At 61.4% G+C, this 24,710-nt stretch carries 8 protein-coding genes; 5 read left to right on the plus strand and 3 right to left on the minus strand.

Going from position 1 to position 24,710, the window contains the following annotated elements:
• Nucleotides 1-146: 146 nt before the first annotated feature.
• Nucleotides 147-1,772 carry a PvdJ/PvdD/PvdP-like protein gene (locus ACIONG_RS13510; RefSeq protein ID WP_103306728.1) on the minus strand — a complete coding sequence of 542 codons (1,626 nt, stop codon included), beginning with the start codon at nucleotides 1,770-1,772 and terminating at the stop codon, nucleotides 147-149.
• A 207-nt stretch (nucleotides 1,773-1,979) separates the two neighbouring features.
• Between ACIONG_RS13510 and pvdM the strand changes: the two genes are divergently transcribed.
• The 5 genes from pvdM (at nucleotide 1,980) to ACIONG_RS13535 (ending at nucleotide 9,912) form a co-directional block, all read left to right on the plus strand.
• On the plus strand, nucleotides 1,980-3,350 hold the full coding sequence (gene pvdM / locus ACIONG_RS13515; protein ID WP_401300055.1) for a pyoverdine-tailoring dipeptidase-like protein PvdM: 1,371 nt from the start codon (nucleotides 1,980-1,982) through the stop codon (nucleotides 3,348-3,350).
• A complete protein-coding gene (locus ACIONG_RS13520; RefSeq protein ID WP_401300058.1) occupies nucleotides 3,347-4,633 on the plus strand; it encodes an aminotransferase class V-fold PLP-dependent enzyme in 1,287 nt (428 codons plus the stop codon). Before pvdM ends, ACIONG_RS13520 begins: the two co-directional genes overlap by 4 nt.
• A 36-nt stretch (nucleotides 4,634-4,669) precedes the next feature.
• Complete coding sequence (locus ACIONG_RS13525) at nucleotides 4,670-5,557, plus strand: formylglycine-generating enzyme family protein (RefSeq protein WP_103306725.1); 888 nt, start codon at nucleotides 4,670-4,672, stop codon at nucleotides 5,555-5,557.
• A gap of 109 nt (nucleotides 5,558-5,666) precedes the next feature.
• Complete coding sequence (locus ACIONG_RS13530; protein WP_401300061.1) at nucleotides 5,667-7,316, plus strand: cyclic peptide export ABC transporter; 1,650 nt, start codon at nucleotides 5,667-5,669, stop codon at nucleotides 7,314-7,316.
• A gap of 115 nt (nucleotides 7,317-7,431) precedes the next feature.
• Complete coding sequence (locus tag ACIONG_RS13535) at nucleotides 7,432-9,912, plus strand: TonB-dependent receptor (RefSeq protein ID WP_177431461.1); 2,481 nt, start codon at nucleotides 7,432-7,434, stop codon at nucleotides 9,910-9,912.
• A 100-nt stretch (nucleotides 9,913-10,012) separates the two neighbouring features.
• On the opposite strand, the gene ACIONG_RS13540 is transcribed toward ACIONG_RS13535, so the two are convergent.
• Nucleotides 10,013-10,969, minus strand: a complete 957-nt coding sequence (locus ACIONG_RS13540) for an alpha/beta hydrolase (RefSeq protein ID WP_401300064.1) — start codon at nucleotides 10,967-10,969, stop codon at nucleotides 10,013-10,015.
• A gap of 74 nt (nucleotides 10,970-11,043) precedes the next feature.
• Nucleotides 11,044-24,702, minus strand: a complete 13,659-nt coding sequence (locus ACIONG_RS13545) for a non-ribosomal peptide synthase/polyketide synthase (protein WP_401300067.1) — start codon at nucleotides 24,700-24,702, stop codon at nucleotides 11,044-11,046.
• Between the last annotated feature and the right edge of the window lie 8 nt (nucleotides 24,703-24,710).

Here is a 24,710-nt window from a genome sequence, read left to right on the forward strand (position 1 = left end):
CGAGCAGGCTCGCTCCCACATTGGATCTGCGTCGTTTACAAAGTCCCCTGTGGGAGCGAGCCTGCTCGCGACAGCGCCAGGTCAGGCGAAACCAATCTCTCAGGGCAAAAAAAATCGCAGCACCGGGCTGCGATTTTTTTTTGCGCTTAGAGTTGCCGCCCCTTCACTTTCAGATGCCGGGCATACCACGGCCGCTGCGGCACTTTGCGGAACAGGTCGGCCATGTTGTCTTCATCGCCAAAGGTGATGCGCAACGCGAGCTTCATCGTTTCCGGGTCCATCTCCACCGAACGCCCGATTTGCAACCCTGGCACGGTGCTGCAGCCATGGGTATCCGGGCCCAGCCAAGGATCATCCACTTCGACCCAGCGCCCCGGCGCGAACCACGGCACGCCGTTGACTTCCAGCCGGCTGACCTCGCCCGGGTGAAAACGCTCATGAGCACGGAACCAGTCTTCGATACGGTCATCGATCCAGCCGTGGAAACGCCAGAACACCGGGTTCACATGGGAGGAAAACGGGTCGCCGAGGAAGTCGTTTTCCGGGGCGTACCAACGCGCGGCAAAATCCGCCTGATCCCGCGCCATCGGCACTGGAATGTCATTGGACGGATCACGTGCCACCGACGCCCAGCGCATGTGCAACCAGTCGTGCAGGCCCAGTTCGACTTCCGAACCGAACTGGCCGAGGGTGAGTTTCGACAAGTAGCGCGGATCGCGGTATTGCGATTCCCACACCTGGAAATTGCTGTGGTAGGTCTCGGCCGCTTTGATGTCGCTGACCCATTTGGTGTATTCGTCATCGCCTTCGGTCAGCCACGTCGGCGGCAGTGCGTTGCCGTCATGATTGTCGAAGTAACGGGCGAACCCCTGGCGATCACGCTCCAGCTCCGGTTGCGGCATCGGGAACGCCTGCCATGACGGCAAGTCCTGCATCGAACGGGCCTTGCCCAGCATGTGTCGATGCATGAAGAAAAAGTCGATGCCCGAGCCGTTGCGATCCTTGCTCGGCCCACGGGCATCGCGCTCCTTGTCACGGGGGCCGGGTTGCCAGCCGATACCGCGCAGGGCTTCGCGTTTTTTCTCCGAGAGCTTGTGCCACTTGTCGCGGCTGGCGTGCCAGAGCTGGTGGAACAGCCGATGTTCCGGCGCGACCAGCCACGCCAGCAATGTCGGGTTCAACCCGGTGCGCTCGCGAGCCTCGGGAAAACGTCGCTTGATGGCGATGAAATGATTGTCGAGTTCGGGCAGAGCCAACGGTCGATCCAGGCGCGACACTTGCCCGGTGAACGTGCCGCTGCCGGCATTGCCGAACGCCGCCCAGACTTCGTCCAGTTTCACTTTGAATTCGTAGACTGGCGGCGCTTGCAGCGTATCGGTACGCATCAGCCGCCAGTACAACTCGGCGCCGTTGCCTGGCGCCAGATCGCCGACCACTTGGTAACGCGCAGGTTCTTCGGAACGCAGGTTGGCGCCGGTATCGAGATAGCCGCGCAAGCCGCGACCACGGTGGGCAATGTCGAGAAACAGTTCCAGACCTTCGCGCGGCAAGCCATCGAGTCCGGCAGCAGCTCCGCTGAAACGGATATCCCACACGCCGCGCAGGTTGTCCGCCAACTGTTGGCCGGCCGTATCGGCCAGGTCGACCGTCGCCTCTCCCGGGGTGATCGGAAACTCCTCACGGGTCAGCTCGCGATGTGCATAAAAAGCGGCAGGCAGCGCAGCGCCCGTGAGTGCCATGCCCGCCATGAACCAGCGTCGAGAGATCGTCATTGCCCTACCTGTGTCAGCCATGAAGCAGGCTTTATCCAAGCTAGAACGTTTTCTCGTCGGGGAAATTTACGGCCCCGGCAAAAGATCGCTACGCGTCGTCAGCGCTTTTCCTGCGCGCGACTAAATTACCCGCCCGACCACTCGTTCCTCCCAGATAGCAAAGGCCCCTGCGCCTGCACCTCGACGGCGAACCTGAATGAGATGGCAATGACAAAACCGCGTTCGAAAAAGGCTCTATTTATCGGCCTGCCGCTGGCCTTGGCGATCAGCGCCGGCGCAGGGTTTCTGGCTTGGAATTACTGGTTTCGGGACAACCCCGGCTATCCGGTAAAAGTGATGAAACAGGCGACCGAGCTGCAGGACCGCATCCTCTCCTTCGACAGCCACATCACCGTGCCCCTGAGTTTCGGCGCCCACGGCAACGAAGCCGACAAGGACGGCTCCGGGCAGTTCGACCTGATCAAGGCCAATCGCGGCCGCTTGTCCGGCGCTGCGCTGACGGTGTTCGGCTGGCCGGAAATGTGGAACGGTCCGAACGCTCCGCATCGCCCGACCGAAGGTTTTGTCGAAGAAGCCCGTAACCAGCAGGAAGTGCGCTACAAGATCATCACTGGCATGGTCCGCGACTTTCCCAATCAGGTCGGCATCGCCTACACCCCGGATGATTTCCGCCGTCTGCATGGTGAAGGCAAGTTTGCGATTTTCATCAGCATGCTCAACGCCTATCCACTGGGTAACGACCTGAGCAAACTCGACCTGTGGGCCGGACGCGGCATGCGTATGTTCGGCTTCAGCTATATCGGCAACAACAGCTGGGCGGACTCGTCGCGCCCGTTGCCGTTCTTCAATGACTCCCCTGATGCCCTCGACGGTCTCTCCGATATCGGCAAGCAAGCGGTGCACCGTCTGAACGATCTGGGTGTGATCATCGATGTTTCGCAGATGTCGACCAAAGGTCTGGAACAGGTTGCGCAATTGAGCCGCACACCGTTGGTGGCCTCGCACTCGGCACCGCGTGCGGCCGTGGATATTCCGCGCAACCTCAGCGACAAGGAATTGCAGCTGATCAAAAACAGCGGCGGCGTGGTCCAGGTAGTCGGCTTCTCGCAATACCTGAAACCGCTGACCCAGGGCACTCAGGACAAGCTCAATGCCCTGCGCGCACGCTTCGATCTGCCGCCCTTGCCTAACCTGGCCATGGCACTGATGCCAGGCGACCCGATCATTACTGCGTGGTCGGAGCAGAAACTCGGCCAGTACGCCAGCGGCCTCTACGGCATCCTTGAAGAAGAACCGAAAGCGACCCTCAAGGATCTCGGCGACGCCATCGATTACACCGTGCGCAAAATCGGTATCGACCATGTCGGCATTTCTTCCGACTTCAACGACGGCGGTGGCATCAAGGGCTGGGAAAACGTTGGCGAAATTCGCAACGTCACTGCCGAGCTGATCCAGCGCGGCTACTCCGAAGCGGACATCGCCAAACTGTGGGGCGGCAACTTCATGCGTGTCTGGGACCAGGTGCAAAAAGCCGCGAAACCGGCACTGATTTCCCGTCAGGACGCAGCCAAGCCATGACTGATCGCCGGACCTTTCTGAAACAGGCGGGCGTGGTCGCAGCCGCGCTGCCGTTTGGCGCCAGTCTGGCAACGCCGGCAATGGCAGCGACCACCCCTGTGGCATCCGCGAACAAGTGGACACAACTGCGCCAGTTGTTCGATCAGGATCCGCAGGCGATTCACTTCGCCAATTTTCTGATCACCTCCCATCCAAAACCGGTGCACGAGGCCATCGAACGCCATCGCGCCGCCATCGACCAGAACCCGGGGCTGGCCATGGATTGGGACTTCGGTGTCACCGAGAAGCGCGAAGAAAACGTGCGGGTCTGGGCCGGTAAATACTTGCAGGCCAAACCCGGCCAGATCGCCCTCACCGGCAGCACCACCGAAGGCCTGGCGATGATTTACGGCAGCGTACAGGTGCGCCCGGATCAGGAAATCCTCACCACCGAGCACGAGCACTATTCCACCCGCAACATTCTCGATTTCCGCACCCGCCGCGATGGCACCCGGGTGCGCAAACTCAAGTTGTTCGAGTCCCCTCAAAGCATTTCGCTGGATCAGGTGCTCGACATCATCAACCGCAACATCCGTCCCGAAACCCGTGTACTGGGCATGACCTGGGTGCATTCGGGCAGTGGCGTGAAGTTGCCGATCAGCGATATTTCGCGACTGGTCGATGAACACAATCGTCAACGCGACGACAAGGACCGCCTGATTTACGTGGTCGACGGGGTGCATGGTTTCGGTGTCGACGACTTGAGCTTCGCGCAAATGAACTGCGATTTTTTCATCGCAGGTACCCACAAGTGGATGTTCGGCCCGCGTGGCACCGGCATCGTTTGCAGTCGCAGCGAAGAGCTGAAATACGTCAGCCCGAGCGTGCCGACGTTCTCCGAAGCCACCTCCTTTGCCACCATCATGACCCCGGGCGGTTATCACGCTTTCGAGCATCGCTGGGCGGTGGACGAAGCCTTCAAGTTGCATCTGCAACTGGGCAAGGCCGACGTTCAGGCACGCATCCATCAGCTCAACAGCTATCTGAAGCAACGCCTGCGGGAACAGTCGAGCATCGAGTTGGTGACCCCTTTCGATCCGCAGTTTTCTGCCGGTTTCACCTTCTTCCGCGTCAAGGGTCAGGACAGCGATGAAGTCGCCGCCTACCTGATGCAAAACCGGGTGATCTGCGATGCGGTCAGCCGCGACGTCGGCCCGGTGATTCGCACTGCGCCCGGCCTGCTCAACAACGAAGCCGAAGTTGACCGGTTCATGGACATCCTCGGTAAAAAACTGCGCGCCTGATTCTCGACTCCAGTTTTCCTTTCACAGAGACGACTCATGAAAAAGCCTTACGCCTCTTTCACCCTCAAGGCGCTGCCGGCGCTAGCCCTGACTGCGCTGTGCGCCGGTCTGCTGCCGGGGGCCGCCCAGGCTGCCACACCGCCGGCGCCGGGCAAGGTCTTCAAAGACTGCAAGGACTGCCCGGAAATGGTCGTACTGCCGACCGGCACCTTCACCATGGGCACCCCGGATGACGAAGTCGGCCGCGAACCGGACGAAGGCCCGCGCCACGACGTGACCTTCAGCAAACCGTTCGCCATCAGCCGCTTCCAGGTGCTCGTCGGTGAGTGGGATGCGTATGTGCGCGAAACCGGCAACAAGCCTTACGACTTCGATGATCGTCCGGGTCGCCGCTGCACCGCCGGCAAGCCTGAATTCAAACAGACCGCCCGCGACCCTGCCGTGTGCATGAACGTCGCCGAAGCCCAGGGCTACATCGACTGGCTGTCGAAAAAGACCGGCCACGCGTATCGCCTGCAAAGCGAATCGATCCGCGAGTACGCCGCACGCGGCGGCAGCACCGGGCCCTTCCCTTTCCCGTTCGATGAAGGCAACAACTACCAGATTTCCAAACACGCCAACACCTATGGCGCCGCCGACGGTTATAACTTCACCTCCCCGGCCGGCACCTTCCCGGCCAACGCCTTCGGCGTGTACGACGCCCACGGCAACGTCTACGAATGGACCGCCGACTGCTATCACAAGGATTATTCTGGCGTACCCGACGACGGCCGCCCATGGACCCAGGAAAACTGCGAACGCCAGGTCATGCGTGGCAACGACTGGGGCGAGGCGCCGGTGTTCTCGCGTTCCGGCAACCGCAACAGCAGCTGGCCGACCAGCAAAGGCGACTGGCTCGGGTTTCGTGTAGTGCGCGACCTCTGATCCTGCCCACCGCGACCGCAGCCCCGCCTGCGGTCGTTTAAAGAAAGTCCGTGACCATTCGTTTTCCTTTAGTACCGGCACTCCCTCCGCACCGAAGCAGGAATCCTCCATGACCAAGCCTACGCGTGGGGCGATCAACGAATTGTTCGCCTTGCTCAAGCCCTTCCGCCTGATCGTCTCTGTGTCCATCGTGCTCGGCATGATCGGCGGCCTGAGCGTCACCGTGCTGCTGGCGACCATCAACAATGCCCTGCACTCCGACGACGGCCTGACCCGCACCGTGGTGATGATCTTCGCCGGCCTGTGCGCACTGGCCTTGCTGACGACGATTCTGTCCGACATCGGCACCAACTACGTCGGTCAGCACATCATTGCCAAACTGCGCAAGGAACTGGGGGAGAAAGTGCTGTCGGCGCCGATCGACCAGATCGAACGCTACCGCAGCCACCGGTTGATCCCGGTGTTGACCCACGACGTCGACACCATCAGCGACTTCGCCTTCGCCTTTGCCCCGCTGGCGATCTCCATGACCGTCACCCTCGGTTGTCTCGGCTATCTGGCGTTGCTGTCCTGGCCGATGTTCCTGATGATGCTGGTGGCCATCGCGATCGGCACAACCATTCAGGCGATTGCCCGGGCCAAGGGCATGCGCGGTTTCTACGCTGCCCGCGACTCCGAAGATGACCTGCAAAAGCACTACAACGCGATCGCCGAGGGCGCCAAGGAACTGCGCATTCATCGCCCGCGTCGCCAGCGCATGTTTGTTGCCGGGATTCAGAAAACCGCCGAAAAAATCTGCGACACGCAGATCAAATCGATCAACACGTTTGTCATCGCCAAGTCCTTCGGCTCGATGCTGTTCTTCGTGGTGATCGGCATGGCGCTGGCCCTGCAGTCTTTCTGGCCCAGCGGCGACAAAGCGGTGATGAGCGGATTCGTGCTGGTGCTGCTGTACATGAAGGGGCCGCTGGAACATCTGGTCAGCACCTTGCCGATCATCAGCCGCGCACAAATTGCCTTCCGCCGGATCGCCGAGCTGAGCGAACAATTCTCCTCGCCCGAACCGCACCTGCTGCTCGAAGACCAGGGCAAGAAACCCGATGCCGTCAACAGCCTGGAACTGCACAATGTGCGCTACGCCTTCCCGCCCGTGGCAGGCAGCGAACCGTTCCGCCTCGGGCCGGTCAACCTGCGCATCGAACAGGGCGATATCGTGTTCATCGTTGGCGAAAACGGTTGCGGCAAAACCACCCTGATCAAATTGCTGCTGGGTCTTTACGCGCCAACCGAGGGCGAAATCCGCGTCAACAATCAACCGATCACCGCGCTCAATCGCGATGACTACCGCCAGAACTTCACCACGATCTTTGCCGACTACTACCTGTTCGACGACCTGATCCAGGGCGACCGCGAGGTGCCGCAGGACGCCACCCGCTACCTCGAACGTCTGGAGATCGCGCACAAGGTCAGCGTGCGGGACGGCGCCTTCAGCACCACCGACCTGTCGACCGGCCAGCGCAAGCGTCTGGCATTGGTCAATGCCTGGCTCGAAGAGCGTCCGGTGCTGGTGTTCGATGAATGGGCGGCGGATCAGGACCCGACCTTCCGCCGCATTTTCTACACCGAGTTGCTGCCCGACCTTAAGCGTCTGGGCAAGACCATCATCGTCATTTCCCACGATGACCGTTACTTCGACGTCGCCGATCAACTGGTGCGCATGGAGGCCGGCAAGGTCAAGAGCGAACTGCAAACCGCTTGATTGAAGAGGCCGTGGCCAGGTCGGAAAAAATAATTTTCCGGTTTGCCGCGGCTTCCTCGTCTTAATGAGATGAATAAGAACCATTAACAACTATACCTGCCAAGGTCTTAACCTCATGTCCGCATCCCGTTTCATGCTTCGCCCTCTGACTCGAGCCCTGCTGATGCACGGCGCGACACGCACTCGACTGGCCGGCACCGGCCTTGGTCTGGCACTGACCCTCACCGCAGCCCCGTATGTCCAGGCCCAGGAATGGACCCTGAACATCCCATCGCAGCCACTGGCGCAGGCGCTGCAAACCCTTGGTCAGCAGACCAGTCTGCAAATCATCTACAGCCCGGAAAGCCTGCAAGGTCTGCGTTCCAGCGCATTGAATGGCCGCTACCAGGATGATGAGTCGCTCAAGGCGATGCTCAACGGCACCGGCATCCGCTACCAGCGTGACGGCAACACCGTGACTGTCCTCGGCCCTGCCACCGGCAGCGCGATGGAACTGGCACCGACCAACGTCAACGCCAGCCGACTGAGCGCCACCACCGAAGGCAGCAACTCCTACACCACCGGTGGCGTGACCATTGGCAAGGGCGTGCACTCGTTGAAGGACACCCCGCAGTCGGTCACGGTCATGACCCGCAAGATGCTCGATGACCAGAACCTCAACACCATCGAACAAGTGATGGAAAAGACCCCAGGCATTACGGTCTATGACTCGCCCATGGGCGGTAAATATTTCTACTCCCGCGGTTTCCGCATGACAGGCCAGTACCAGTACGACGGCGTGCCGCTGGACATCGGCAGCAGCTACGTGCAGGCCGACAGCTTCAACAGCGACATGGCCATCTATGACCGCGTGGAAGTACTGCGCGGCGCGGCCGGCATGATGAAAGGCGCAGGCGGCACCGCCGGTGGCGTCAACTTCGTACGCAAACGCGGCCAGGACACCCCGCACACACAACTGTCGCTGTCGGCAGGGACGTGGGACAACTATCGTGGTCAGGTCGATACCGGTGGCCCGTTGAACGACGCCGGCACCATCCGTGGCCGCGCCGTAGTCACTGAGCAGACCCGTCAGTATTTCTATGACGTGGGCGAACGCAGGGATCAGATCTACTACGGCGCGCTCGACTTCGACCTGAGCGACTACACCACCCTGGGTCTGGGCATGGCCTATGAAGACGTCGATGCCACGCCGTGCTGGGGCGGCTTGCCGCGTTACGCCGATGGCAGTGACCTGAAACTCTCGCGTTCCACCTGCCTGAACACCGCATGGAACAACCAGCGCAGCAAGCGGGCCACTTACTTTGGCGATCTGAAACACGAGTTCAACGACAACTGGGCGTTGAAGGTCGCGGGTGTCTACTCGAAAAACACTCAGGACATGGAATACGCCTTCCCGAGCGGTTCGGTACCGGTTGGCGCCACCAGCACCAATACCCTGATGATCGGCAGCACCTTTGACTACGATCAGGTCGACTACGGCCTCGACGCTTACGTGGACGGCAAGTTCGACGCATTCGGCCAAGAGCACGAACTGGTCGTCGGCGCCAACGCCAGCCGCTCCCACAAGGATGACTTCTACGCCGTGGCACTCCTGCCTCAAACTCAGGATGTGCTGAACCCCAACCACCACCTTCCCCAGCCAGATCAAAGTTACTACCTGGCCAACGCCACCCGGGGTGGTCCGGTGGACATGCGGATCAAGCAATACGGCGCCTACTCCACGGCACGCCTGAAACTGGCCGATCCGCTGACCTTCGTCCTGGGCAGCCGCGTCAGCTGGTACAAGTCCGAAACCGACTCCGTCTCGTACTGGCGCGGCGAAGGCACACCGACCAGTTCCCAAGCCAAGGAAACCGGGCAAGTCACCCCGTTCGCCGCGCTGTTGTTCGACATCAACGACAACCTGACCGTTTACACCAGCTACGCGGATATCTTCACCCCGCAAGGCAACTACAAGACCATTAACGGTTCGACCCTCAAGCCATTGATCGGTCAGAGCTATGAACTGGGGATCAAGGGTGAATGGTTCGACGGTCGCCTGAACAGCTCCTTCAACCTGTTCCGCACCGTCCAGAAAGACGCAGCCCAGGATGACCCGGCCTGCCCGGACAGCACCTGCTCACTGAACTCCGGCAAAGTGCGCGCCCAAGGCTTCGAAGCTGAAGTCAGCGGTGAAGTCATTGACCGCCTGCAACTGCTGGCCGGCTACACCTATACCCAGACCAAGGTGCTGGAAGACGCGGATGCCGGTCAGGACGGTGTGGTGTATAACTCGTACGTGCCGCGCCACCTGCTGCGCGTCTGGGGCGACTACGCCCTCAGCGGCCCACTGGAACGCGTTACCGTCGGTGCCGGCGTCAATGCCCAAAGCAGCAACTACCGCGTCTCGCCGAGCAGCGGCAACGATGTCACCCAGGCGGGCTATGCGGTCTGGAACGGTCGAATCGGCTACCGCATCGACGACACCTGGTCCGTGGCACTGAACGGCAACAACCTCTTCGACAAGCGCTATTACGCCACGGTCGGTACCGAAGGTTGGGGTAACTTCTACGGTGAACCGCGCAACTTCGTGATGTCGGTCAAGGCTGACTTCTGATTCTGCAGCGCCAATGAAAACGCCCCGCAATAGCGGGGCGTTTTTTTGTGTACAAGGCGAGAAGCTGCATTCCCACGAGAAGCGTGGGAACGATCAATGTTCAACCCAAATGGCGACTCAATGCCCGACTCAAGCTGTCATACACGCTCAGCACCTCCGGCATGACCGAGACCAACCTGAGCAAGTCATGGGTCAGGCCCGGGCAATGCTCGAGTTCGACATTCACCCCCTGCGCGCGCAATTTATCGACGTAGGCCTGGCCTTCGTCGAGCAACGGATCAAACCCGGCAAGCAGCACGATTGCCGGCGGCACACCGCGCAGATCTTCGGCCAGCAACGGTGAGAAGCGCCAGTCCAGCAGGTCTTCGGGGCTGCGGGCGTAGTGCTGGTAAAACCAGTCCAGCGTATCGTTCTCCAGCAAATACCCTTCACTGAACAACAAGCGCGAATCGTGGGTGCGCGACGCATCAGTGACCGGATAACACAGCAGTTGCACCTTGGGGACGATGGCCACGGTGTGTGGCTGAACCACCGCTTGCAAGGCCAGCACCGTCGCCAAAGTCGCGCCGGCACTGTCACCGCCGAACGCGACACGACCGGCATCCAGCCCCAGGGACTGCGCCTGTTCCACCAGCCAGGACAAGGCGTCTTCCCCGTCCTCCAGCGCCGTCGGGAATTGCTGCTCCGGCGCCAGTCGATAGCCGACGGACAACACCGCGCACGGCGTACGTCGGCAGAATTCACGGCAGACACCGTCATGGGAATCCAGGCTGCCCACGACAAAACCACCGCCATGGAAATACACCAATACCGGCATCAGCGCCGTCGCTTCGCTCGGGCGATATAAACGCAACGCCAGTGGCGCACCATCCCGCGCCGTGGTGTTGACCTCCAGCACGTCAATATCCTGAGGAGCATTCCAGCGCAATTGCGCCGTGGTTTGTTCGAAAATCGCCCGGGCCTCTGCCGGGGTCAGTTGATGCAACGCCGGCTGGCCTGCGTCCTGGCTGTCTTGCGCCAGGTCCAGGAAGGCTTCCAGATCAGGGTGTAACGACATCGAAAAAATCCTTATGTCCGTAAAAAGGGACGCGCCTGAGCAACGCCCCCCTGCAATGATTAAAACCCCGGCTCTCAGCCCACCCGCGCCATGCAATGCTCGATCAACGCCTCAAGCTCGCGCTGATAATCCTGCATGAACGACTCCATAGTGCTGGCCCGATAACGCTGAGTGCTGTAGATGCAACGCAGCGCCAACTGACCGTCGTACACCTGGCCGACAACCTCCAGCCAGTTGCCCAGATTGGCTTGCAGGCTGTAGTTGTCGCCGGTTTCTTCCAGCGCCGGCACCAGCAAGGCCTGCTCATCGAAGCTCTGGTCGAACTGCCCCAGATAGTTGAACGTCACCCGTGCCTGCGGCAGGTCGGCCAATTGGCGGGCCAGTTGCGGGCCGGCCAAGTGACGCAACACCCCGTAGCCGATTCCTTTCTGCGGAATGGCCGCCAACTGCGCCTGCACGTTGATGATCGACGCACCGATGTCCGTGCTGTCGGGAGTGAGCCGGACCGGGAACATACTGGTGAACCAGCCCAGGCTGCGACTCAGATCGATGTTCTCGAACAGGTCCTCGCGGCCGTGCCCTTCCAGCAAGATCAACGCCGACGGCTGTTCGCTCCAGCGACACAACGCCCGGCTCAGGGCCGACAGCAGCAAATCGTTGATCTGCGTGCGATAGACCGCCGGTGCCTGCTTGAGCAACTGCTCGGTATGCTCGCGGGACAACTTGAGTCGCGCCTGAGCCTGGTGACGCACCTGATTCTTGCCGCGACGGTTGTCGCATGGCAGATCGATGCCCGGCTGATCCAATTGCTCCAGCCAGTAACCCAATTCCTGCTCGGCAATGATCGGCGCCTGCTCCTGCAGGGCTTCGGCAAATGCGCGATAGCTGCTGGTACGGATCGGCAATTGCGGTTCGATGCCGATCACGCAAGCCTCGTAGGCGACCTTCAAGTCGTCGAGCAAAATCCGCCACGACACCGTGTCGACCACCAGATGGTGGATAACCATCAACAGCCGCGCCTGGCCGTCCGGCAAGGCGATGTGCACCACACGCCAAGCCGGTCCATCATCGAGTTTGAGGCTGCGCTGAGTGAGGTTCGCCAAGGCCTCGACCTGCTCGCTGCTCTCGACTTCACGGCGCCACAGCAACGTCTCGCGGCGCTCGGTTGGTGCGGCATAGCGCTGCAACCAGCGCCCGCCTTCCTGACAGAAGCGCAGGCGCAAGGCGTCGTGATGGTTTTCGATCCAGCCCAACGCCTGTTCCAGGGCATCCAGATCCAGCGTCTGACGCGCACTCAGCAAAAACGACTGGTTGTAGTGATGAGACTCGGCCATGCCTTCGCCAAAGAACCACTCCTGAATCGGCAGCAGATTGAACAACCCTTCACTGGCCACATGGGTGAGGTCCACCGACGGTTGCGCGGTGACGGCCTTCACCACGTCCTGCTCGACGATGCCAGCAATGGTCTGATAGCGCATCAGATCGCGCAGCTTGAGGTCCATCTGCAGGGTCGGGTGGTTCCTGACCCGGGAAATCACTTGCAGGCTCAGGATCGAGTCGCCGCCCAGTTCGAAGAAGTTGTCGCTGATACCGACCTGCTCCACCTGCAACACCTGCGACCAGATCTGCGCCAGTAACTCTTCCTGCTGATTGCGCGGGGCAACGTATTCCTCGCTTTTGAATTCCGGCTCGGGCAATGCCTTGCGGTCGAGCTTGCCGTTGGGAGTGATCGGGAAGGCACTGAGGCAGACGATCTGCGCCGGCACCATGTATTCCGGCAAGGTGCTGCGCAGACCGGCCTTGAGTTCTTCACCCAGTTGCTGGCCGGCGTCGGTGACGACGTAACCGATCAGTTGCTTGCCGGAGGCATTGTCCCGGGCGATCACCAAGGCGTCGCTGACCTGCGCCAGTTGCCGCAGGCTGGCCTCGACTTCACCGAGTTCGATACGGAACCCGCGCACTTTGACCTGATGGTCGATGCGACCGACGTAATCGACCACGCCGTCCTGGCGCAAACGCACCAGATCGCCGGTGCGGTACAGCCGCTCGCCGCTGGCATACGGATTGGGCACGAAGCGTTCGCAGGTCAGGTCTGGCCGCCCATGGTAACCACGGGCAACCCCATAGCCACCGATGTACAACTCGCCGGCGAAACCTGGCGGCAGCGGATTCAGTTCTTCATCCAGCACATAAAGCGAACGCGCACCCACCGCTCGGCCGATCGGCGCATAGGCTGCTTCACACTGCTGGCTCACCGGCACTTTCCACAGCATCGGCGTGACCACGGTTTCCGTCGGGCCGTAGCCGTTGGTGAAGTACTCGGGACGCAGCGCCGCCTTGACCTGTTCAAAAGTCTGGTCCGGCACCGCATCGCCGCCGAAGCAATAGATGCGCACCGGTGGCGGTGCAATTGCGCTGGCGGCGGCGTACTCGGCCAGTTGCTTGAGATAAGCCGGCGGGAAGCAGGCGATGGTCACGCCGTACTCGTGCAACGCCTGATAGGTCTGCTCCGGCGTCCACAGGCAACCGTCGCGCACCACCAGCCGGCCGCCGCTGTACAGCGTACTCAACCAGCGCTCATGAGCACCGTCGAAAGCGAACGACATGAAGTGCAGCTCGCAACTGCGGTTGTCCATTTCATACAGTTTGGCGATGGCCTGACAGTGCATGCTCAGTGGTCCCTGAGTAACTGCCACGCCTTTTGGCCGTCCGGTGGAACCCGAGGTGTAAACCAGATAGGCCAGCCCTTGCTCCAGCACGCGACGCACCGGCGCTTCATCGCCATAGCGGGATTCGTCGAGGTGATCCAGCTCAAGGCGCAACAGGCCTGCGGGCGCCGGCAACGCTGCCCGCAGGCTGCTCTGGGTCAGCAGCAGCGCCATGCCGGAATCTTCGATCATGTACGCCAGACGCTCCGGCGGGTAATCGATGTCCAGCGGCACATACGCTGCGCCGCTTTTGAGCACGGCGAGGAAGCTGACGACCATTTCCAGTGAGCGCGGCAGTGCCACGCCGATCACTACTTCCGGCCCCGCGCCATGCTCGATCAAGCAATGGGCCAGACGGTTGGCCCGTCGTTCCAGCTCGCCGTAGCTCAGGCTCAGCCCGGCGCATTGCACCGCAATGGCCTCGGGCTGACTCAGTGCGTGTCGGCTGATCAGCTCCGGCAACAGCTGCGATTGGTGCTCCGCCGCCGGTTCGGCGCTCCAGGCTTGCATCGCCTGCCATTGTTCAAGCGACAGACGCTGCAGGTTACCCAGACGTTCGTAAGGCGCGCGCATCATCGCCTCAAGGGTGTTTTCCAGGGTCAGGCGAATGCCTTCCACCGCCTCGGCACTGAAGTGGCTGCGCAGGTACAGGTATTCAATCGACAGTTCGTCGCCGAGCATCACCGCCAGGTCCATCGGCACGTTCGTCACGTCATGCCCGATGGATTTGCCGAAGCTCAGGCCGGTATCGTTGTCCTCTTGCAGGCGATCATCGATCGGGTAGTTCTCGAACACGATGATGCTGTCGAACAGCGCCTGCCCGCCCAGGCCGGACCAGCGTTGCACGTCTGCCAGCGGAGCCTGGGAATGGTCGCGTATATCCAGGTTGTAGGCCTGGATCCGGTTCAGCCAGTCTGCCAGAGGCTGATCCGGTTCCAGCGTCTGAATGATCGGCAACGTATTGATGAACAGACCCAGCATGTTGCCGACATTGGGCAAACTCTCGGGACGCCCGGAGACCGTGGCGCCAAAGGTCACGGTGTTTTTTCCGGTGTAGCGCTGCAACAGCAGCAACCATGCGCCCTGGATCAACGTGTTCGGCGTAATCCGCAGATCGCGACAGAACTGCAGCAGACGACCGGTCTGTTGCATGTCCCAACGCGAGTAAATGGCGTTGTGGCCGGGTTCATCCGACACATGCCGAGGGTGGATGGCCTGGCTCAACGCCGTCGCCTCAGTGACCGGGGCCAGCCGGGCTTTCCAGAACAACTCCCGGGCATCTTGGTCCTGGGCTTGCAACCAGGCGATAAAGTCGCGGTAGCGACCGTTCTCAGCGCTGATTTCACCCTTGGCGTAGTGCTGGATCACCTCACCAAACAGCCGCGAGCTGCTCCAGCCGTCCATCAGGATGTGGTGACTGGTCCAGACCATCTGATACTGATCTTCAGTGCTGCGAATCAACAACACTCGCTGCAGTGGCGCCTGGGTCAGCTCGAAGCCTCGCGCGCGGTCCTCGGCGGCCCGCGCGGCGATGTCTGCCTCGCTGGCGTCGCGATCACGCCAGTCGAGCACCTGCAAATCGAGCGTCGCCTGACGCTGGACAACTTGCAGCGGTTTGGCCAAGCCATCGTGCCAATGGAAGCTGGTGCGCAGGATGGCCTGACGCTCGATGACCGCCTCCCAGGCCTTGCGGAAACGCTCAACATCCAGACCGCCCACCGGCAAACTGATCTGATTGACGTACAGGCTCGAACCATTGTCCGACAAGGTATGGAACAGCATGCCCTCTTGCATCGGCGACAGCGGATAAATGTCTTCGATCCGGGACGGGGCTACCGGCAAGGCGTCCAGTCGGGCCTGATCCAGCTGCGCCAGCGGGAAGTCCGAAGGCGTGACGCCGTGGCTGTCCGGCTGGCAACAATGCTCGATCAGCAGCTCCAGCTCCCGGCCGTACTCTTCGGCCAGGTGTTCGATGGTCGAGGCGTTGAACATGTGCGTGCTGAATGACCAGCCGACACTCAACTCGCCGCCGTACACTTGGCCATTGAGCGTCAGCCAATTCCCCAGCAGCGCATCGTTACTGTGTTCTGCGCCCTTGAACTCATCGGCCGGCACAAACAAGGCACCGCTCTGGCTATCGAAGCTACCGTCAAACTGGCCCAGATAATTGAAGGTGATACGCGGTGTCGGCAGGGTCCGCAGCGACGCCTGGCAAGCCTCGTCACCCAGATAACGCAGCACACCGTATCCAATGCCACGATCCGGAATCGCGCGCAGTTGCTCCTTGATTTGCTTGATCGAACCGGCCAGCTCCTGGGTCGGAGTCAATTTGACCGGAAACAGGCTGGTGAACCAGCCGACTGTGCGGGTCAGATCGAGTCCGTCGAACAAATCTTCACGACCATGGCCTTCGAGCTGAATCAGCACCGACGACTGTTCGCTCCAGCGGGCGATCACCCGTGCCAGCGCCGTCAGCAGCAGGTCGTTTACCTGTGTGCGGTAAGCCGCCGGGGTCTGTTGCAGCAGTCGTCGGGTCAAGGTTGCGTTCAGGCGACTGTAAAGCGTCATGGCATGGCGACTTTGCAAGCTGCCCTGAGGGTTATCTTGCGGTAGCGGCGCGTCGTCCGAGCGCTGCGCCTGCCAGTAAGGCAGTTGCCCAAGCAGCGATTCACTGCGGGCGTGACGTTCCAATTGCTCCGCCCAATGCTTGAAGGACGTGGTCTTGGCCGCCAATGCCAACGATTCGCCGGCCAGTAACTGACGGTAACTGCCCTGCAAGTCCTCCAGCAGAATCCGCCAAGACACACCGTCGACCACCAGGTGATGAACGATCAACAACAAGCGCTGTTCGCCCTCAGGCAAATCGAACAACACCGCGCGTAACAACGGGCCTTGTTGCAGATCCAGGCTGCGCTGGGCTTGTTCGGCGACGCGTTGCAGGTGGGCGGCATCACTGACCGTTTCCTGCCACAACGGTGACAGGCGCTGTTGTTCCACGTTTCGATAGCTCGCCGACCAACTGCATGGCGTTTGTGTAAAGCCCAGGCGCAGGCCGTCGTGATGATCGATCAGCGCGTGCAAGGCCTGTTCAAGCGTCTCGGCCACCAGAGGGTTTAACGGTTTGAGCAGCACCGACTGATTCCAGTGATGGCGTTGCGGCAAGGGCTGTTCGAAGAACCATTGCTGAATTGGCAGCAATGGTGTCTCACCTGTCACCGGGCCTTGATCGGTTGGCGTCAGGGCTTTGCCGATCTGCGCGACAGTGGCCAGCCCCTGGACGGTCTGCTGCTGGAACAGATCCTTGGGTGTGAAGCTGATTCCCTGCTGACGCGCCCGGCTCACCACCTGAATGGAGATGATCGAATCGCCGCCCAGGGTGAAGAAGTTGTCGGTCAAGCCGACCCGTTCGAGTTTCAGAATGTCCTGCCAGATCCCGGCAATCTGCTGTTCCAGCGCGGTGCGAGGCGCCACATAATCGCGCTGCGACTGACTGGCATCCGGTGCCGGCAGCGCCTTGCGATTGAGTTTGCCATTCGGCGTCAACGGCAGTTGTTCAAGGAACAACCACTGCGCCGGCACCATGTAGTCCGGCAGATGCGCCTTGAGGGCGGTCTGCAGCGCTCCACTCAAGTCGTCCTGTTCTTTGAGACTGAGGCCGCTATCACTTGGCACCACATACGCCACCAGTTGCTGACCACTGTTGCCATCCACCGCCAACACCACACCGTCACGCACGCTGTCCTGAGCAAGCAAACGCGCTTCGATTTCACCCAGTTCGATACGGAAGCCACGCACCTTGACCTGATGATCAATGCGGCCGACGTATTCGATCCGGCCGTCATCGCTGAAGCGAGTCAGATCGCCGGTGCGGTACATGCGCTCGCCAGTGGTCGAGAATGGATTGGGCAGGAAACGTTCAGCGGTCAGGCCCGGGCGGAACAGATAACCACGGGTGATGCCGTCGCCGGCCAGATACAGCTCCGCCGCCACGCCAATCGGCGCTTGTTGCAATTGGCCGTCGAGCAAGTACGCCGTGGTGTTGACCAGCGGCCGGCCAATGTTCGCTTGGCCACCGAGTTCACGGCGGGTGCAGGTCGAATACGTGGTGTCTTCCGACGGGCCGTACAAATCATAGACATGCGCCACCGCGGTTTCGCGGTAGAGCGTGTCGACCAGACTTTGCTTCAGTGGCTCACCGGCGAGGTTGATGATGCGCACGCCCGGCGGAATTTGCCCGGTGCGTTGCAGCGCGGCAATCGCCGACGGCACGGTGTTGATCAGACGCACCTGATCGCGCTCCGGCAAGTCCGGCAGCTCCAGGGCATTGCGTGCCATGACGAGCGAACCGCCGCGTGCGAGGGTGACGAAAATCTCCCACACCGACAGGTCGAAGCACACCGACGTCGACGCCAGCACACCTTGCAGATCGTCTTCGCTGTAGACCTCGGCGGACCAGTGAATCAGCGCCTGCACGTTGCGGTGGGCGATGGCCACGCCTTTCGGCTTGCCGGTGGAACCGGAGGTGTAGATCACGTAGGCCAGATTGGCGGAGTCGCCGCGCACACCCGGATTGTCGGAAGACTGCTCGGCAAATGCCTCACCGCCCGCCTCGACCAGTACCACCTGCGCATCCGTCTGCGGCAGTTGTGCCAGCAGCGACTGCTGCGTCAGCAAGACTTTCGCCTGACTGTCGTCGAGCATGTAGGCCACGCGATCAGCCGGGTAATCCGGGTCCAGCGGCACATAGGTGCCACCGGCCTTGAGCACCGCCATCAGGGCGATCACCAGTTCTGCAGAACGCGGCATCGCCACGCCCACGCGGACTTCCGGGCCGACACCCAAGGCCAGCAGATGATGCGCCAGTTGGTTGGCACGTTGGTTGAGTTCGGCATAGCTCAGGGCGGTGCCGGCGTGACTGAGTGCCGGTGCTTGCGGATGGGCTGCGACGCGCAGTTCAAAACTCTGCGGGATCAGTCGTTCAGCGGGATACGCGCCCTGATTGTCGTTCCATTGCGCCAATGTCTGGCGTTCGGCGAGAGGCAACAGGCCGATCTCACCAAGCAGACGTTGTGGCACCTCGATAAACTGCCGCAACACTTCTTCAAGATGGCCTGCCAAGCCCAGCACGCTGTGTTCGGCAAAGTGCTCGGTGAGGTAGTTGAAGTCCAGGTTCAACACGTCGCTGGCCCCGGCGATCAGGGTCAGACCGTAGTTGGTTTGCTCGCGGTGCTCCAGGCCGGCGAAACGCAGTCCGCCCGGATTGGCTTCCAGCGCTTCGGACACCGGATAGTTTTCAAACACCAGCAACGTGTCGAACAGCGCTTCGCCGCTCAACTGAGCCAGACGCTGGATGTCCTGCAACGGGGTCTGCTCGTAGTCACGCAGCAACAGGTTCTTGTCCTGCACGCTGCGTACCCAGTCGCCGACGCTGAGCGTGGCGTGCGGGCTGGCGATCACCGGCAAGGTGTTGATGAACAGTCCCAATTGTTGCTCGATGCCCGGCAGATCCACCGGACGCCCCGACACCGTGGCGCCAAACGCTACGGTGGCCTGGCCGGTGTAGCGCTGCAACACCAACAGCCAAGCGGCTTGCACCAGACTGTTGAGGGTCACTTGCTGCTGACGGGAGAAACCGTTCAGGCGCTGAGTGAAGGCTGCGTCGAAATGCAGGCGATGCATTTGCTTGCCTGGGCCCGGCACCGTACGCCCGTGGCAGGCCGAAGCCAGCCGGGTCGGCTCGTCCAGTTCGGCCAGTTGCCCGCGCCAGAAATCCTCTGCGGCGGCCTTGTCCTGACCTTGCAGCCAGACCAGGAAATCACGGTAACGGCCCTGCGCGCTCGGCACCGGCTGGCCGGCGTAATCCTGCAATACCTCGCCGAACATCCGCGAGTTGCTCCAGCCATCCATAAGGATGTGGTGGCAGGTGAAAATCAGACGGTGGCGGTCATCGGCCGTGCGCAGCAGGCATAGACGCAGCAGCGGCGGATTCTGCAGATCGAAGCCGCGTTCACGGTCGGCCTGCGCCCGCGCTTCGAGCACGGCCGGCAGGTCCGTTACACCGCGCACATCCACTTCCGGCATTTCCAGGGTCAACTGGCGATTGATCACCTGCAGTGGCGCATCGAGACCGTCGCGGCCCCAGATGAAACCGGCGCGCAACACTTCATGGCGATCCACCACGCGTTGCCAGGCCTGCTGGAAACGCACCACGTCGAGGCCGTCGATGTCGAGCAGCATCTGATAGACATAGGCGCTGGCATCGGCGTCGTACAGGCTGTGGAACAGAATGCCTTGCTGCATCGGCGCCAGCGGATAAATGTCCTCGATCCGCTGGGCAGCCATCGGCAGGCTGTCCAGATGCGCCTGCGACAACCCGGCCAACGGCACATCCGACGGCGTCAAACCGCCACTCGGATGGTTCAGGCAATGGTCGATCAACTCACCCAGCGCCACTTCATAAGCGCGGGCCAGGGCGTTGATGGTGCTTTCCTCAAACACATCGCCACTGTAGGTCCAGGTCAGGCTCAACTGGCCCTGATAGACCCGGCCATCAATGGTCAGCCAGTTGGCCATCGGCGCGTTTTCGTCCTGGCCGGCGCCCTTGTCTTCGGTGGCCGGAACCCACAGGGCGTCGTCATCGAAGTTGTTGTCGAACTGGCCGAGGTAGTTGAACGTCACCTTCGGTTGCGCCAGTTCGTTCAATGCCGCTTGCGACTCGGCGCTGCCCAGATGACGCAGCAAACCATAGCCGATGCCTTTGTTCGGGATCGCGCGCAGTTGCTCCTTGATGCCTTTGATCGAGGTTTCGAGACTCGCGTCCGGGGTCAGGCGCACCGGGAACATGCTGGTGAACCAGCCCACCGTGCGGCTGAGGTCGAGGTCATCGAAGAGGTCTTCACGACCGTGACCTTCCAACTGCACCAAGGCACTGTCGGTGTTGGTCCACTGACACAACACTCGGGCCAACGCGGTCAACAGCAGGTCATTGACCTGGGTGCGATAAACCGCCGGCGCCTGTTGCAACAACTGACGGGTGCGTTCGGCATCAAGACGCGTGTCGACGCTGCGCTCGAAACGGTTGCTCAATTGGCCCTGCGGATTGTCCAGCGGCAGCGCAACCGAAACGTCGCGCAGTTGCCCGTGCCAGTAATTCAGTTCGCTTTCCAGTTCGGCGCTGCGGGCATGACTTTGCAGACGCTCGCCCCAATCCTTGAACGCACTGGTCTTGGCCGGCAGACGCACCACCTGACCGCAGCTCAGTTGTTGATAGGCGGTTTGCAGGTCTTCCAGCAGGATCCGCCATGACACGCCATCGACCACCAGGTGATGGATCACCAGCAGCAGACGCTGACTGGCGTCCGGCAAGTCGACCAACACCGCGCGAATCAGCGGGCCATCGAGCAGATCGAGGCTGCGTTGCAAGTCCAGGCAAAGCGCTGGCAATGCAGCGCTGTCGTCCAGCGCGACCGTGCGCAGCAGGGCTTGCGCCTGATTCGCAGGTGCGTGGCTCTGCTGCCAGCCATCGTCGGTCTGGCGGTAACGCAGGCGCAAGGCGTCATGATGACGTTGCAGGTGCAACAGCGCCTGCTCCAGCGGTGCCGGTTGCAGCGCGGTGGCCGGGGTCAGCAGGATCGACTGGTTCCAGTGATGCCGCGCCGGGATGTCGCTGTTGAAAAAGTAATGCTGGATCGGTGTCAGCAGCGCGTCGCCGAGCACATCACCCTGCTGCATCTGTACCGCGCCGCTCTGTTGCGCGACGGTCGCCAGACGTTGCACGGTCTGATGCTGAAAGATGTCTTTGGGGGTAAAGCGAATGCCCGCCTGACGGGCGCGGCTGACCACCTGAATCGAAATGATCGAATCGCCGCCCAGCTCGAAGAAGTTGTCATTGAGCCCGACACGCTCGACCTTCAACACGTCCTGCCAGATCTCGGCCAGACGCTGCTCCAGTTGGTTGCGCGGTGCGGCATAGGCTTCCTGCACTTGCGCAACTTCCGGGTGCGGCAGTTGCTTGCGATCAAGTTTGCCGTTGGCCGTCAGCGGCAGGCGCTCAAGAAACGCCCAACTGACCGGGACCATGTAATCCGGCAGGGTTTCGCGCAAATGCGCCTTGATCGAATCACGCAGTGCGCCCTGCCCTTCGCCGTCCAGCACCTCGTTGGCGACGATCCAGGTCGCCAGTTGCTGACCGCTGAGACCGTCGACCGCCAGCACCACCGCTTCGCGCACGTCAGGGTGCTTGAGCAGTTGCGCTTCGATTTCGCCCAGTTCGATACGGAAGCCGCGGATCTTCACCTGATGATCGATCCGGCCGATGTACTCGATCACGCCGTCACCGCGCAGACGCGCCAGGTCGCCGGTGCGATACAGCCGCTCACCCGCCTGCGGGTTGAATGGATCGGGAACGAATCGCGTGGCGGTCATGCCGGCCTGATTCAGGTAACCCCGGGCCAGACCGGCACCGGCGATGTACAACTCACCGATGCAGCCTTGCGGCAGCAGGTTCAGCGAGCTGTCGAGCAAGTACCACGACAGGTCGACAATCGGCTCGCCAATCGGGCTGCTGTGGCTTTGCTGCAGATCGTCCATCGACAATGGACGATAGGTCACGTGCACCGTGGTTTCGGTGATCCCGTACATGTTGATCAGTGTCGGTGCGCGGTCGCCGAAACGTTCGAACCACGGGCGCAGGCTCTGCACTTCCAGCGCCTCGCCGCCAAACACCACGTAGCGTAATGCGTTATTGCGTGGCGACTCGCTGGCGATCTGCATCAATGGCTTGAACGCCGACGGCGTCTGGTTCAGCACGGTGACGTTTTCATCGCACAACAGGGTGTAGAAATCTTCCGGGGAACGGCTGATGTCATGGGGCACCACCACCAGTTTGCCGCCGTACAACAGCGCCCCGAAAATCTCCCAGACCGAGAAGTCGAAGGCGTAGGAATGGAACAGCGTCCAGCTGTCCTGCGGGCCGAAATCGAACCAGTGCTCGGTGGCGCTGAACAGGCGCATAACGTTGCCGTGCGGCAGCAACGCGCCTTTCGGTTTACCGGTGGAACCCGAGGTGTAGATGACGTACGCCAGACTGTCCGGTGTGGTCAGGCAGACCGGGTTGGCTTCGTTGCCATGTTCCGGCGCCTGATCCAGATCGAGGCACGCCAGTCCCGGCGGCACCGGCAGTTGCGCGAGCAGATGGCTTTGGGTCAACAGCAGGTCGATGCCGCTGTCCTCGATCATGTAGCTCAAGCGATCATCCGGATAGCTCGGGTCCAGCGGCACGTAAGCACCACCGGCCTTGAGCACGGCGAGGATGGCGACGATCATGTCCAGCGAGCGTTCGACCGCGACGCCAACGCGCACGTCCGGCCCCACGCCACGGCCGATCAGCGTATGCGCCCACTGGTTGGCGCGGCGATTGAGTTCGGCGTATGTCAGGCGCTGCCCGGAATAAGTCACGGCGACCGCGTCGGGATGACGCTCGGCCTGCGCTTCGATGGCTTGATGGATGCACTGCGACAGCGGTTGCTCGATGCGCTCAGGATTCCACTGCGCGAGCAATTGTTGCTGTTGACCGGCATCGAGCATCGGCAACTGGCCGATGCGCTGCGTCGGCTCGGCAACGATGGCCCGCAGCAGCGCGTTCCAGTGCTGCGCCAGACGCTCGATGGTCGCCGCGTCGAACAGATCCGTGGCGTACTTGAGCACCGCTTCAATGCCATGCGCCTGTTCGGTGGTGTTGAGGGTCAGGTCGAACTGCGCGGTCTGGCTTTGCCATTCCAGCGGTTCGATGCTCAGGCCATTCAAACGGGTTTCGACGCTCGCACGGCGCTCGGCCTGATGGTTGAACATCACTTGGAACAGCGGGCTGTGACTGAGGCTGCGGCCCGGCTCCAGCGCTTCGACCAGTTGTTCGAACGGCAAGTCCTGATGGGCTTGCGCTTCCTGCGCGGTCTGTTTGACCTGACGCAGCAGATCGACAAAGGACATCTGCCCATCGATGTCGGCCTTGAGCACCTGAGTGTTGACGAAGAAGCCGATCAGCCGCTCAATCTCCACCCGGCCACGGTTGGCATTCGGCACGCCGACGCGGATATCGGCCTGACCGCTGTAACGATGCAACAGTGCCTGGAACGAAGCCAGCAAGACCACGAACAGGGTGACATTTTCCTGGCGGGCGAAGGCCTTGAGCGCATTGCTCAGCGCCGGATCGAGAATCAGGTTGTGACTGGCGCCGGCGAAGCTTTGCTCGATGGAACGCGGGCGATCCATCGGCAGTTCCAGCACCGGTTGCTCGCCGCCGAGTTTCTCCTGCCAGTAAGCCAATTGCCGCTCCTGCTCACCGGCCTCCATCCACTGCCGTTGCCACAGGGCGTAGTCGGCGTATTGAATCGGCAAGGCCGGCAGACCGGCGTCGTGACCGAGGTTGAAACCGGCGTACAACTGCACCAGCTCCTCGATCATCACTTGCAGCGACCAGCCATCGGAGACGATGTGGTGCAGGGTCAGCACCAGCACGTGGTCATTCGGGGTGACTTGCTGCAGCGCTGCGCGCAATAGCGGGCCGTGCTGCAGGTCGAAAGTTTTCTGGCTCTGAGTCTGCACGAACGCCTGGATAGAGGCATCCGGGTCGTTCGCCAGCTCAGCGCTCAGTTGATGGATCTCCAGCCCAAAGGGGCCTGCGGGCAGGACCACTTGCAAGGGTTGCGCGGTTTCCTGAGTGAACACCGTGCGCAAGGTTTCGTGTCGCTCGATCAGCGCCTGAACGCTGCGCTCCAGCGCGGTCACATCCAGCGGCCCCCGCAAACGCAGGGCCGTCGGAATGTTGTAGGCCGCGCTGTGCGGCGCCCACTGCCAGAGAAACCACTGGCGCTGCTGAGCGTAGGACAGCAGCAACGGCTCTTCAGCCGTGCGCTTGAAAACCGGAGCAATGTCAAAGAGGTTGACGCCTTTCTGCTTGAGCAGAACCGCCAGAGCCTTTCTTTGCTTAGCCGAAAGTTGTCCTACCGACTCGATTAACTCTTGCACGCGTTTTT

It is taken from the genome of Pseudomonas sp. NPDC087817 (assembly GCF_044742875.1).
GTDB lineage: Bacteria > Pseudomonadota > Gammaproteobacteria > Pseudomonadales > Pseudomonadaceae > Aquipseudomonas.